Raw genomic sequence first — 11,811 nt, forward strand, 5'->3', positions numbered from 1 at the left:
CCTGCTCCGCCCTGGGATGACGAAGGATGGGAGGTCACGCCGCTCAATCGTCGGTGGCCGGTGTCAATTCGAGTTCGGCCGGCGACAGGCCCTGCTGCAGCTGGCAGAGCCGGAATTCGTCGACCCAATAGGCCTCGCCATCGACCAGCACGCGCGCGCTGTAGCTGCCGGCCGAAAAACGCTGCGCAGTGATGTACACCTTGTGGCGGTCGAGCGCGTTCCGCACCGCGGCGCGCTTGGATTTCTGACTGGCGACGGAACTGGCCATGCTGGTCACTCACGCACAAGCCGCAAGGCGGCGTGCCTTAAGGATGGCCGAGAGCGTGTCGGCTGTCAATTTGGCGGTCGCTGCGAGCCGCGCGCGGTGGCGCCTCCCGATCTGTGGAAACCGAGCCGGTGCGCTATATTGCCCTGGCGGCTTGGAACGCGATGCTGATCCGGAGAGCTTCACATGACATTGACGATGCGCAAACTCGGCAGCCAGGGCCTGCAAGTCTCGGCAATCGGTCTCGGCTGCATGGGCATGAGCCAGTCCTACGGCCCGGCCGACGAGGCGGAATCGACCGCCACGCTGCACCGCGCCATCGAACTCGGCTGCACCTTCCTCGACACCGCGGAAGTCTACGGGCCGTACGCTAACGAGGAGCTGCTCGGCCGCGCGCTGAAGGGCCGGCGCGATGAAGTGACGATCGCGACGAAGTTCGGTTTCCGCATCGAAAACGGCAAGCAAGTCGGCACCGAGCGCGACAGCCGGCCCGAACATATCCGCGAGGCTTTGGAAGGTTCGCTGAGAAGGCTTGCCACCGACCATGTCGACCTCCTCTATCAGCACCGCGTCGATCCGGCGGTGCCGCTCGAGGATGTGGCGGGTGCTGTCGGCGAGCTGATCGCTCAGGGCAAGGTTCGCTTCTTCGGCCTGTCGGAAGCCGGTGCCGCCAACATCCGCCGGGCGCATGCCGTTCATCCGGTGTCGGCAGTGCAGAGCGAATACTCGCTATGGGAGCGCAATCTGGAACCGGAAATCATTCCGCTGCTGAAGGAGCTCGGCATCGGCCTGGTGCCGTTCTCGCCGCTCGGCCGCGGCTTTCTCACCGGCGACGTCAGGCGCGCCGAAGACTATCCAGAGGGCGATTACCGGCGCGGCGACCCGCGCTACCAGGGCGCCAACTATGACGCCAACATGCAGGCGGCAGCCATGGTACTCGACATCGCCGCGGCCAAGCGCGTCAAGCCAGGCCAGATTGCTCTGGCCTGGCTGCTCCACAAGGGGAGCGGCTTCGGCATCGACATCGTGCCGATCCCCGGCACCAAGCGCCGAAAGTACCTCGAGGAGAACGTCGCCGCGGCTTCGATCAAGCTCGACACAGCCGAGATGCAGGTGCTCGACGACGCATTGGCGCCGGGCAAGGTCGCCGGTCCGCGCTACGGCGAGCGCACCATGGTGATGATCGATCGGTAGGTCTTGCCTTCTCCCGTTCTTGCGCAAAGCTCCGGCCTTGGTTAGCATCCTTGGGCAGGCACCGAGCGGAGGAGAACGTCGCGGTGGACCGGCTGGAGCGCCGTTGCGTCCCTTCAAACACGAGTTGGGCGCTCGAAGGACACTCCATTTTTGAATCGACGCAAGGAACCTTCCGGAAAACCCATTCCGGTTCCGGGGTCGTGCGCTCATCTGGGAGGAGACTAAATTGATCAACAGACGTGAATTCCTGCTGTCGACCGCGGCGATGGGCGCCCTGGCGGTGGCCGCTCCGCAACTGGCTTTTGCCCAGGACAAGCTGACCATCCTCGGCTCGGTGCCGAGCCTCGGCTTTCCGTTCTTCGTGCACATGCTGAACCAGATCAAGGCGGAAGCCCAGGCGCAGGGCGTCAACCTGATCGAGAGCGACGGCCAGAACTCGGCGCCCAAGCAGACCGCCGACATCGAGGCGGCACTCGTGCAGAAGGTCAACGCCATCGTCATCTCGCCGCTCGACGTCAACGCGCTGGCCCCAGCCATCGAAGAAGCGGTCAAGGCCGGCGTTCCCGTCGTCACCATCGACCGCCGCGTCGACGGCGTCGAGGGCATCCTCGCCCATGTCGGCGCCGACAATGTCAAAGGCGGCGAGGCCGAAGCGCAGGCCATGGTGGCGGCGTTCCCGAACGGCGCCAAGATCTTCCATCTGCAGGGCCAGCCCGGTGCCGGCCCGGCGATCGACCGCAACAAGGGTGTGCACAATGTCCTCGATCCGATGAAGGACAAGTACCAGATCATCTTCGAGCAGACCGCCAACTTCGCCCGCGCCGAGGCGCTGTCCGTCACCGAGGCCGGCCTTGCGGCCAACGGCAAGCCCGACGCGATCATCTGCGCCAATGACGACATGGCGCTTGGCGCGGTTGAAGCCTGCGCGGCGCGCAACTTCACCGACGTCAAGATCTACGGCTTCGACGCGCTTCCCGAAGCGCTGGTCGCCGTGCGCGACGGCAAGCTGGCCGGAACGGTCGAGCAATTCCCCGGCGAACAATCGCGCACTGCGGTGCAGATCGCGGTCGCCTACGCCAGGGACAAGACCGAGCCGAAGGAAAAGCTGGTGCTTTTGACGCCGATCGTCATCGGCAAGGACAATCTCGACAAGGCGGAGAGGCTGGGCGAGACGAAGTAAGCGCCGAGGGCGCACAGCGCCAAAAGCAGCGTTCTGTCGCGCCCCCTCTGCCCTGCCGGGCATCTCCCGCTCAAGGGGGGAGATTGGCAGTTTCAACGCGTCGCCTTCTCTTCAACGCCGGAGTAGCGAAAGCCTGGGTGACATCCGATCTCCCCCCTGGAGGGGGAGATGTCCGGCACGACAGAGAGGGGCGCTGTCCCGTGGCCTTTCGGGTGGACCACAATTCAAGGAGCATCCTTTGCCAGTCGAAGCCATTGCGCCATCGCCCGCCCTGCTCGCCGTCGAGGGCGTGACCAAGCGCTTTGCCGGCGTCACCGCGCTGAACGACGTTTCGCTTGAAGTCCGCCCCGGCGAGATCCTCGGCCTGCTCGGCGAGAACGGAGCGGGCAAATCGACGCTGCTCAAGATCCTGTCCGGCGTGATGCCGCCGTCCAGCGGCCGCATCGTCTTCGACGGTGTCGAATTCAGCCCGCACAATCCGCAGGATGCCAAGCGCCACGGCATCGTAACAATCTACCAGGAGCTGAGCCTGATCCCGACGCTGACCGTGGCGGAGAATATCTTCATCGGCCGCGCGCCGCTCGGCCGGTTCGGGCTGGTCAGTTGGCGGCGAATGGAGGAAGATTCCCGCACGATCATCGCTCGCGTCGGGCTCAATCTCGACCCGGCGACGCCGGTTTCCGCACTGTCGGTGGCCGAGCAGCAGCTGGTCGAGATCGCCCGCGCGCTATCGCTGAAGAGCCGCTTGATCATCATGGACGAGCCGACCTCGGCGCTGACCGAGACCGAAGTGCACAGGCTGATGTCGATCATGGACCGGCTGCGCAAGGATGGCGTCGCCATCATGTTCGTCACCCACCGGCTGGAGGAGGCATCGGCGATCTGCGACCGTATGACCGTGCTGCGCGACGGCAGGCTGGCCGGCCATCTCGACCGCGAAGGCGGGCCGATCAGGCTGCCGAAGATCATCGAGAAGATGGTCGGCCGTGCCGCTTCCGAGCTCTATGCCAGGCCGACGCAGCGCGATGTCGCCGGCGACGTCCGGCTCTCTGTGCGCGGCCTGCGCACGGTGCGCGATCCGCAGGCGCCGCACGCCATCGTACTCGAAGGCGTCGATCTCGACCTCAAGGCGGGCGAAATCCTCGGCGTCGCCGGGCTCGTCGGTTCCGGCCGCACCGAGCTCGCCCGCGCCATCTTCGGTGCCGACCGCATTGCCGCCGGCACCATCATGCTCGACGGCAAGCCGATCGCGCCGGCATCACCCGCCGACGCCATCGAGCTCGGCATCGGCCTGGTGCCGGAGGACCGCAAGCACCAGGCAATCTTCGCAGCACTCGCCATCCTCACCAATTTCTCGATCGCCGCGCTCGACCGCTACTCCAGTGTCGGTTTCATGGCCGAGCGGCGCGAACGCGAGGCGCTGGCGAACTACAGGAAGATGCTGTCGATCCGCATGGCTTCGCCCGAGCAGGCGATCGAGGGCCTGTCCGGCGGTAACCAGCAGAAGGTGATCCTTGCCCGCTGGCTGGCGCGCGATCCCAAGGTGCTGATCGTCGATGAACCGACGCGCGGCGTCGATGTCGGCGCCAAGGCGGAAGTGCACCAGATCCTGGTGGAACTCGCCGCGCGCGGCATCGCCATCATGATGATCTCTTCGGAGCTGCCCGAGGTGCTTGCAGTGTCGGACAGGATCGTCACCATGCGGCGCGGGCGCATTACCGGCGAGATGCCCGGCGTCGAGGCGACCGAGGAGAAACTGATGGAACTGATGGCGCTCGACCAGAAGCAGGAAGCAACGCAATGACCAGTACGACCGAACGGAGCCAGCGCGGTGGCGTCAATATTGCGCGCCTGCTGATGAGCTTCGGCCCGCTGATGTTCCTGGCGTTGCTGATCGTCGTCTTCACTGTGCTGAAGCCGAGCTTCATCGACCCGATCAACCTGTTCAACATCATGCGCCAGATCTCGATCACCGGCCTGATCGCGCTCGGCATGACCTTCGTCATCCTCACCGCCGGCATCGACCTGTCGGTCGGCTCGCTGCTCGCCTTCTGCGGCATGGTCGCGGCGGTGGTGGCCAAAGGCGGCACCGCCAACACGCTGTCGCTGTCGACAACGGGCACGCAGGGCTATGGCTGGTTCGCCGCCCTTCTCGCCGCCGTCGTCGTCGGCGCCGTGGCCGGCGGCGTCCAGGGCTTTGCCATCACCAGGCTGAAAGTGCCGCCCTTCGTCGTCACGCTCGGCGGCCTAACCGTGTTTCGCGGCCTGACCTTGACCATCTCCAATGGTGGCCCGATCTCCGGCTTCGACGCCTCGATGCGCTGGTTCGGTACCGGCCTGATCGGCCCGGTACCGGTGCCGGCGATCATCTTCGCGATTGCCGCCATCCTTTGCCACATCGTGCTGCGCTACACGCGCTACGGCCGCGCGGTCTACGCAGTCGGCGGCAATGCCGAGGCCGCGCGCCTCTCCGGCCTGCGCGTCGACCGCATCCTGATCTCGGTCTACATCATCGTCGGCTTCTTCGCCGGCCTTGCCGCCTTCGTTTTGTCGGCGCGGCTCAACTCCTCCGAAGCCGTCGCCGGCATCGGCTACGAGCTGACGGTGATCTCGGCGGTCGTTATCGGCGGCACCTCGCTGTTCGGCGGCATCGGCAGCGTCGGCGGCACGGTGGTCGGTGCAGGACTGATCGGCGTCTTGCAGAATGGGCTGCAGTTCAACAACGTCTCGTCCTACACGCAAAGCATCGTCATCGGCCTGATCCTCATCCTCGCCGTGGCCTTCGACCGCTGGCTGAAATCGCGGGTAATGCGGTGATGGCCGAGCGAACGCTGCGGTGCCATAAACTGCACGGCAGGTGGCGATGCCTCAAATAAGAACCATGACCGAACAGGATGTTCCGGCGGTGTCGCGGCTGCTTGGAGGGTCCTGGCGACAGACCTATTCGCCGATCCTGGGTGCCGCGACCACGGCACGGCTGTCGGATGAGAGGCACGCGCCGGAGCGGCTGGCGTCCGAGCTCGGGGACGACAACAAGATGTCCTTCGTCGCCGAGCGGGCTGACAGCTCGCTCGCCGGTTATGCGATGGCAGCGATGGACGACAAGGGCGAGGTCATGCTCGAGCGGCTCCATATAGACAAAAGCGAGTACGGCACCGGCCTTGCCGCCGACCTGCTGCATGCCGTTCTTGCCGCGCATGCGGGTATTCCCAGCATCGCCCTGGAAGTGATCGAGGGCAACGACCGCGCAATCGCCTTCTATCGCAAGCACGGCTTCGAGGTCGTCGAGCGCCGGCCGGCTGCACACGGCGTGGGCGGCCACGCCTCGCTGATCATGCGCCGGCTGCTGCCGATGGCTTAGCAAGCGAAAGCGGCTGAGCGCGTAATCTCCCCCCTTGAGGGGGAGATGTCCGACAGGACAGAGGGGGGCGCCGCGCGTGAGGCGCCAACTTTCTCTTTCGTCCAATATGGCGTCGCGCCAGGACGTACCGACCCCCTCTGTCGCCTTCGGCGACATCTCCCCCTCAAGGAGGGAGATTGGCACTCGCTCAGGCCGGGGCGTTGACGCGCTGTGGGCGCGTTGCCCAGTCGGCAACGGTCGCGCCAGCAACGCTCTCGCCGGCAACCATCCCGTTCGTCTGCGGCGCAAGCAGGTCGTTGCGGCGGGCGAAGGCAACGAAGGTGGCGCGCGCCGTTTCGGCGTCGATCTCTCCTTCCAGTGCTGCACGGCACGCTTTTGCGGCGATGTCATGCGCGGCCGTCCGGCTCGTTGCCGGCCATTCAGCCAAAAGTGCATAGGCCTCAGCCGCGCTTTCTATCTTCGTCGGTGTACCGAGGCCGGTGAGGATATTAACCGGCTTGTCGAACGAAGCACGATCCATGACACTCTCCTTTCCTGGCTCAATCGGCTCCTTTCGGAACTCCACCGCGCGGGCGCTTCGATCCTCGAGGGCCGCCTGCAGAACGATGCCACCGATCTGCGAGTTGGACGCAATCGGGGGCATGCCCGGCCGCGGCAGCAGCCGATGCACCTTGACCAGCGCTTCGAGCCAGGCCGCCACGCCCAGCGGCGGATGTTCGCGCCCGTAGAGCCACGCCTTTGCCTTGGCGAGCGGGTATCCCGCCTCTTCGGCGAAATCGTTTTCCGACCACCGCAGCAGGCGCAGGCATTCGCGCATCCGCGCCGCGATCATTTGCGCTCCTCCGTGCCGGCCCCCACGCGTTGAGCCGATAGAAACATCAGCGTGTAGGCCGCCTTGCGGCGGTCCCAGCCGGCCGACTCGGCCATATCCAGCAAGCCGTCGACCAAAGGCGCCAGCGCCGCCCTGCAGTCGGCTTCATAGTTGAAATCGTTTTTCGGGCGGGTCGGCGCCGCGATCTTTCCAAAACTGTCCATCATATCCATGGCAACACCTGCTCAGCATTAGTCCCGGACCGGCAAGACCGTGCCCGCTTTTGGCGGACACGGTCCATCTGCCGTTTCGAAGTCGCGCTTTGGAAGCCTGGCTTTAGAAGTCCATGCCGCCACCGCCGGGCATTGCCGGCGCGCCAGCTTCCTTCTTCGGCTTCTCGGCCACCATCGCCTCGGTCGTCACCAGCAGGCCGGCGACGGAAGCGGCATCCTGCAGAGCGGTGCGCACCACCTTGGCCGGATCGATGACGCCCTGGCCGAAGAGATCGCCATAGTCGCCGGTCTGCGCGTTCCAGCCGAACGAGAACTCCTGCTTTTCGCGCAGCTTGCCGACGATAATCGAGCCTTCGGCGCCGGCATTTTCGGCAATCTGGCGCACCGGAGCCTCGATCGCGCGCCGCACGATTTCGACACCGGTCTTCTGGTCGGGATTGTCGACCTGAATATTGTCGAGCGCCTTTGCCGCCCGCAGCAGCGCCACGCCACCGCCGGGCAGGATGCCCTCCTCGACCGCGGCACGGGTGGCATGCATGGCGTCGTCGACCCTATCCTTGCGCTCCTTGACCTCTATCTCGGTCGAGCCACCGACGCGGATGACGGCGACGCCACCGGCGAGCTTGGCCAGCCGCTCCTGCAGCTTCTCGCGATCATAGTCGGAGGTGGTCTCCTCGATCTGCGCCTTGATCTGGGAGACCCGGCCCTGGATTTCGCTCTTCGAGCCGGCACCGTCGACGATCGTGGTGTTTTCCTTCTCGACCACCACCTTCTTGGCGCGGCCGAGCATGTTGAGCGTGACGTTCTCGAGCTTGATGCCGAGATCCTCGCTGATTGCCGTGCCGCCGGTCAGGATGGCAATATCCTCCAGCATGGCCTTGCGGCGATCGCCGAAGCCCGGTGCCTTGACGGCCGCGACCTTCAGGCCGCCGCGCAGCTTGTTGACGACCAGCGTCGCCAGCGCCTCGCCCTCGACGTCCTCGGCGATGATCAGCAGCGGCTTGGACGACTGCACCACCGCCTCCAGCACCGGAAGCAGCGCCTGCAGGTTGGACAGCTTCTTCTCGTGGATCAGCACATAGGGCTCGTCGAGCTCGACGCGCATCTTGTCCTGATTGGTGATGAAATAGGGGCTGAGATAGCCGCGGTCGAACTGCATGCCTTCGACGACTTCGAGCTCCGTCTCGGCGGTCTTGGCTTCTTCGACGGTAATGACGCCCTCATTGCCGACCTTTTCCATCGCTTCGGCGAGGAAGCGGCCGATCTCGGCGTCGCCATTGGCCGAGATGGTGCCGACCTGGGCGATTTCGTCGTTCCTGGTCACCTTGCGGGCATTGGCCTTGAGTTCGGCGACGACGGCTTCGACCGCCTTGTCGATACCGCGCTTCAGGTCCATCGGGTTCATGCCGGCGGCAACCGCCTTAGCGCCTTCCTGGACGATCGACTGCGCCAGAACGGTCGCGGTCGTGGTGCCGTCGCCGGCGACGTCACTGGTCTTCGAAGCCACCTCGCGGACCATCTGTGCGCCCATGTTCTCGAACTTGTCCTCGAGCTCGATCTCCTTCGCCACGGTGACGCCGTCCTTGGTGATGCGCGGGGCGCCGAACGACTTGTCGAGGACGACGTTGCGGCCCTTGGGACCGAGCGTCACCCTCACCGCGTCGGCGAGGATGTTGACGCCGCGCAGCATCTTCTCGCGGGCTTCGGTATGAAATTTCACATCTTTGGCAGCCATTGGATCACTCCTTCGATAGGCAGCTTCGTTGACTGGAATGCTTGTTCAGGCCCACTCAGGCAGCCTTCTTCATCTCGCCGGCGCCCTCGATAACGCCCAGCACGTCGCTCTCTTTCATGATGAGCAGATCCTCGCCATTGAGCTTGATCTCGGTGCCGGACCATTTGCCGAACAGGATGCGGTCGCCGACCTTGACGTCGAGCGGCTGCAATTGGCCGCTGTCGTCGCGCGCGCCCGGACCGGCGGCAATGACCTCGCCCTCCTGCGGCTTCTCCTTGGCGGTGTCGGGGATGATGATGCCGCCGGCGGTCTTCTCGTCGACCTCGATACGGCGGACCAGGATACGGTCGTGCAATGGACGGAACGTCATGTCGTTCTCCTCTCGGGACAAACAGATTTTCGAAGATCCTCCTGACCGAACCGGCAATATCGGCCCGGCACGGGGTGCGCGACCCCTTCATCAGGCATCGCGCGCATACGAACTAGTCGCGCTTTTTTCTGCTTTCAAGAGGGTCACGCAAAAATTTTAGCACTCGACGCATGAGAGTGCCAATGCACTGTAATCGTTCGCACATTAGCCGCTCTCAGCTAAAGTGCGGCTCAAATTTTGGCGCGATATTTCAAAATGCCGCCGGTCCGGAGCCGCTCGTGGCGGCGGGAACCTATGTGGAAGGCGAGGCGTTTTGCAGACCGAGATTTCAACGGACCGAGATTTCAACGGAAAGGACGATCGCATGACCAGCAGGGACTTTCAGCTCCAGATGCAAGGGTTTGGTCTTACCACGGCGGAGATCCACTATCGCCTGCCCGATCATCGGAGCCTGCTGCAACTCTATATCTGGCAGGAATACGATATTGCCCCCGATTTCCCGACGCTGAAGCATTTCCTCGATTTCTGGGAGCGCGAAATCGAAGGCCCGCTGCATTCGGTGCGCGTCGCCCATCATCACCTGATCCAGCCCTCCGAATGGCGGGCCGTAAACGGCATTATCACCGTCCACTGAGGAGCAAGCCGATCTGCCGCTAGACAGCGGGCAAAGTCTCTCGCGGTGGGGGAAAGGCAGTTGCCTTTTCCCCAACTTGTTTTGGAGTTCAAATATCGGAGGGTCCGGGCTAGCCGGCGTGGTCGACAGGCTCGCAGGCGAGCAATCCGGCGTTGCGCGCCGCCCTGACGAAGGCCTTGCGCGCATCTCGCGCGGTGCGCCAGCCGTCGAGCGCGTCGCGGCAGGCCCGATAGGCGGCGCGCCAACTCCGGCCGCGGGCACGGTCCGGCCACTGCTGACGCATGCATTCGATGGCTTCCCAACTACTGGCGACCTTGCGCTCGCTGGATTGGAATTTCAACGTGATCGGCTCGGCGAAGCGGACGTCGTCCATCACTTCCTCCTTGTTTTCTGATCGTCTTCTTGTTTGAGCAAGCAACGCCATGCTGGCGGCACCGGCGACCAGCCGGCGCCGCTGAAGGACATGGTTCGTCCCTTTGCGCGGTTCAAGAGCATCGCGGCAACAGCGGTTATTCCTCCTCGTCCGGCCCTTGCAGCAGTTCGATCAGCGTCGCTACTCTTGCCGTCGGCAGCGGTCGGCCTTCGTTCACCAGCGCCTCGTCGGCGGCGATCCAGGCCAGGGCCTCACGCAATTCCTGGACCGTCCCGTCCGTCGCCGCAATGTCGGCGATAACGGCGTCGTCGACCGGGCCCAGCACGGAAATGATCTCGTCGCGTGTCATGGTCAGCTCCATCTGCGAGTGCCGGGAATGGGCCCGGCAACACAAGAATCTGGGTCTTGACCTGCGGCAGACAATAACCGGCCGGGGAACTCGGCGTTGGCGATTGAAGCCAAACAGGCAATCTCCTGCCGGACATCTCTCACAAGTAGATTGGCAGCCTCGCCGAACCGACCAAAAACCGGCCCGAAAACCGGCAACGCGAGAGCCATCGGGGTCTTGACTTGCGGCGGACAATAACCAAATCGATGGCACCGGTCGCCGAAATGGGGCCGGCGAAACCAGGGAGCGCCAGCTCTTTGGCGCTCCTCGTATCTATGTTGCTCGATGGAGGATGTAGCTATGAGAACCGCATTCGACTTTTCCCCGCTCTATCGGTCGAGCATCGGCTTCGACCGCGTCTTCAACCTGCTGGAAAATGCGCCGCAGGCTTTCGACGCCTGGCCGCCCTATGACATCGCGCGCAGCAGCGAGAACAACTACCGCGTCACTATCGCCGTCGCTGGCTTTTCCGAGGACGACCTCGAAATCATTCATGAACCCAACCTCCTGATTGTCTCCGGCCAGCATAAGGAGCCGGACAACGCGGAGTATCTGCATCATGGCCTCGCCACACGGCCCTTTACCCGCCGTTTCGAGCTTGCCGATCACGTCAAGGTCGCAGGCGCCTCGCTCGACAACGGCCTGCTCAGCATCGATCTGGTACGTGAGGTGCCCGAGGAGATGAAGCCTCGGCGCATCGCCATCGCGACCGATGTCGCCTCGCCGAAGACCGGGCCGAAGGCCGCGCAGGTCGAAGCAAACAAGCAGGCTGCCTGAACGAACCAGTCGAGAAAGGAGACTATGCAATGGCTATTCGTGATCTCATTCCCTGGGGCCGGGAGAATAATCAGGCCCCCAGCCTGTTCCGCAGCGGCGATCGCGATCCCTTCCTGACGCTGCATCGCGAAATGAACCGCCTGTTCGACGAGGCGTTCCGCGGCTTCGACACGAGGCTGCCGTCGCTCGGTGGCTTCTCCGCTGCCGGCGCCAGCTGGCCGAGCGTCGAAATCTCCGATAGCGAAAAGGAGATCCGCGTCACCGCCGAGATCCCCGGAATGGACGAGAAAGACGTCGAGCTGCTGCTCGATGACGGTGTGCTGACGCTGCGCGGCGAGAAGCGTGAAGAGACCGAGGACAAGGACAGGCAGTTCTCCGAACGCTTCTATGGCCGTTTCGAGCGGCGTATCCCGCTCGGCTACGAAGTCGACGAAGACAAGATCAACGCCGCGTTCCGGAACGGCGTGCTAAGCGTGACGCTGCCGAAGAC

Annotated in this window: 15 protein-coding genes; 8 read left to right on the forward strand and 7 right to left on the reverse strand. The window is 64.2% G+C overall.

What is annotated here, in order from left to right; genetic code table 11:
* Window positions 1–43: 43 nt before the first annotated feature.
* Window positions 44–268 carry a hypothetical protein gene (locus tag NKJ17_RS30190; protein ID WP_352507793.1) on the reverse strand — a complete coding sequence of 75 codons (225 nt, stop codon included), beginning with the start codon at window positions 266–268 and terminating at the stop codon, window positions 44–46.
* A gap of 183 nt (window positions 269–451) precedes the next feature.
* Here NKJ17_RS30190 and NKJ17_RS30195 point away from each other — a divergent pair, with 183 nt between their 5' ends.
* The 5 genes from NKJ17_RS30195 to NKJ17_RS30215 all read left to right on the forward strand — a co-directional run bounded on the left by NKJ17_RS30195 (window position 452) and on the right by NKJ17_RS30215 (window position 6,000).
* Complete coding sequence (locus NKJ17_RS30195; RefSeq protein WP_352507794.1) at window positions 452–1,459, forward strand: aldo/keto reductase; 1,008 nt, start codon at window positions 452–454, stop codon at window positions 1,457–1,459.
* Between the two features lie 229 nt (window positions 1,460–1,688).
* Window positions 1,689–2,639 (forward strand): substrate-binding domain-containing protein, encoded by a 951-nt coding sequence (locus NKJ17_RS30200; protein WP_352507835.1) that lies wholly within the window; start codon window positions 1,689–1,691, stop codon window positions 2,637–2,639.
* 238 nt (window positions 2,640–2,877) lie between these two features.
* On the forward strand, window positions 2,878–4,443 hold the full coding sequence (locus tag NKJ17_RS30205; RefSeq protein WP_352507795.1) for a sugar ABC transporter ATP-binding protein: 1,566 nt from the start codon (window positions 2,878–2,880) through the stop codon (window positions 4,441–4,443).
* On the forward strand, window positions 4,440–5,456 hold the full coding sequence (locus tag NKJ17_RS30210; protein ID WP_352507796.1) for an ABC transporter permease: 1,017 nt from the start codon (window positions 4,440–4,442) through the stop codon (window positions 5,454–5,456). Before NKJ17_RS30205 ends, NKJ17_RS30210 begins: the two co-directional genes overlap by 4 nt.
* A gap of 46 nt (window positions 5,457–5,502) precedes the next feature.
* Window positions 5,503–6,000 carry a GNAT family N-acetyltransferase gene (locus NKJ17_RS30215; RefSeq protein WP_352507797.1) on the forward strand — a complete coding sequence of 166 codons (498 nt, stop codon included), beginning with the start codon at window positions 5,503–5,505 and terminating at the stop codon, window positions 5,998–6,000.
* Between the two features lie 187 nt (window positions 6,001–6,187).
* Here NKJ17_RS30215 and NKJ17_RS34155 read toward each other — a convergent pair whose 3' ends face one another.
* The 4 genes from NKJ17_RS34155 to NKJ17_RS30235 form a co-directional block, all read right to left on the reverse strand.
* Entirely contained in the window at window positions 6,188–6,832 is a 645-nt protein-coding gene (locus NKJ17_RS34155; RefSeq protein WP_502896260.1) for a DUF982 domain-containing protein, read from the reverse strand.
* A complete protein-coding gene (locus NKJ17_RS30225; RefSeq protein WP_254819654.1) occupies window positions 6,829–7,044 on the reverse strand; it encodes a hypothetical protein in 216 nt (71 codons plus the stop codon). The genes NKJ17_RS34155 and NKJ17_RS30225 overlap by 4 nt, the downstream gene beginning before the upstream one ends.
* A 103-nt stretch (window positions 7,045–7,147) precedes the next feature.
* A complete protein-coding gene (gene groL, locus NKJ17_RS30230) occupies window positions 7,148–8,779 on the reverse strand; it encodes a chaperonin GroEL (protein ID WP_352507798.1) in 1,632 nt (543 codons plus the stop codon).
* Between the two features lie 55 nt (window positions 8,780–8,834).
* Entirely contained in the window at window positions 8,835–9,149 is a 315-nt protein-coding gene (locus NKJ17_RS30235) for a co-chaperone GroES (RefSeq protein WP_254819656.1), read from the reverse strand.
* A 364-nt stretch (window positions 9,150–9,513) separates the two neighbouring features.
* Between NKJ17_RS30235 and NKJ17_RS30240 the strand changes: the two genes are divergently transcribed.
* Window positions 9,514–9,783, forward strand: a complete 270-nt coding sequence (locus tag NKJ17_RS30240) for an usg protein (RefSeq protein ID WP_023718102.1) — start codon at window positions 9,514–9,516, stop codon at window positions 9,781–9,783.
* A gap of 109 nt (window positions 9,784–9,892) precedes the next feature.
* Here the strand turns inward: NKJ17_RS30240 and NKJ17_RS30245 are convergent, their stop codons facing one another.
* Window positions 9,893–10,156, reverse strand: coding sequence for a DUF982 domain-containing protein (locus tag NKJ17_RS30245; RefSeq protein WP_254819658.1), 264 nt, complete (start codon window positions 10,154–10,156; stop codon window positions 9,893–9,895).
* A 136-nt stretch (window positions 10,157–10,292) separates the two neighbouring features.
* Complete coding sequence (locus NKJ17_RS30250; protein ID WP_352475551.1) at window positions 10,293–10,505, reverse strand: hypothetical protein; 213 nt, start codon at window positions 10,503–10,505, stop codon at window positions 10,293–10,295.
* 339 nt (window positions 10,506–10,844) lie between these two features.
* Here NKJ17_RS30250 and NKJ17_RS30255 point away from each other — a divergent pair, with 339 nt between their 5' ends.
* Window positions 10,845–11,321: an Hsp20 family protein gene (locus NKJ17_RS30255; protein ID WP_254819660.1), complete on the forward strand. Its 477-nt coding sequence runs from the start codon at window positions 10,845–10,847 to the stop codon at window positions 11,319–11,321.
* A 29-nt stretch (window positions 11,322–11,350) separates the two neighbouring features.
* On the forward strand, window positions 11,351–11,811 hold a 461-nt coding region (locus tag NKJ17_RS30260), incomplete at its 3' end, for an Hsp20/alpha crystallin family protein (protein WP_352691420.1).

Source organism: Mesorhizobium sp. M0208, from assembly GCF_040322015.1.
Lineage (GTDB): Bacteria > Pseudomonadota > Alphaproteobacteria > Rhizobiales > Rhizobiaceae > Mesorhizobium.

Bases quoted from the DNA above. Each gene is read 5' to 3' on its own strand.
- NKJ17_RS30210 (WP_352507796.1), top strand. From the start codon at position 4,440: ATGACCAGTACGACCGAACGGAGCCAGCGCGGTGGCGTCAATATTGCG.
- groL (WP_352507798.1), bottom strand. From the start codon at position 8,779: ATGGCTGCCAAAGATGTGAAATTTCATACCGAAGCCCGCGAGAAGATG.
- NKJ17_RS30215 (WP_352507797.1), top strand. From the start codon at position 5,503: ATGCCTCAAATAAGAACCATGACCGAACAGGATGTTCCGGCGGTGTCG.
- NKJ17_RS30250 (WP_352475551.1), bottom strand. From the start codon at position 10,505: ATGACACGCGACGAGATCATTTCCGTGCTGGGCCCGGTCGACGACGCC.
- NKJ17_RS30235 (WP_254819656.1), bottom strand. From the start codon at position 9,149: ATGACGTTCCGTCCATTGCACGACCGTATCCTGGTCCGCCGTATCGAG.
- NKJ17_RS30240 (WP_023718102.1), top strand. From the start codon at position 9,514: ATGACCAGCAGGGACTTTCAGCTCCAGATGCAAGGGTTTGGTCTTACC.
- NKJ17_RS30190 (WP_352507793.1), bottom strand. From the start codon at position 268: ATGGCCAGTTCCGTCGCCAGTCAGAAATCCAAGCGCGCCGCGGTGCGG.
- NKJ17_RS30195 (WP_352507794.1), top strand. From the start codon at position 452: ATGACATTGACGATGCGCAAACTCGGCAGCCAGGGCCTGCAAGTCTCG.
- NKJ17_RS34155 (WP_502896260.1), bottom strand. From the start codon at position 6,832: ATGATCGCGGCGCGGATGCGCGAATGCCTGCGCCTGCTGCGGTGGTCG.
- NKJ17_RS30255 (WP_254819660.1), top strand. From the start codon at position 10,845: ATGAGAACCGCATTCGACTTTTCCCCGCTCTATCGGTCGAGCATCGGC.
- NKJ17_RS30225 (WP_254819654.1), bottom strand. From the start codon at position 7,044: ATGGATATGATGGACAGTTTTGGAAAGATCGCGGCGCCGACCCGCCCG.
- NKJ17_RS30245 (WP_254819658.1), bottom strand. From the start codon at position 10,156: ATGGACGACGTCCGCTTCGCCGAGCCGATCACGTTGAAATTCCAATCC.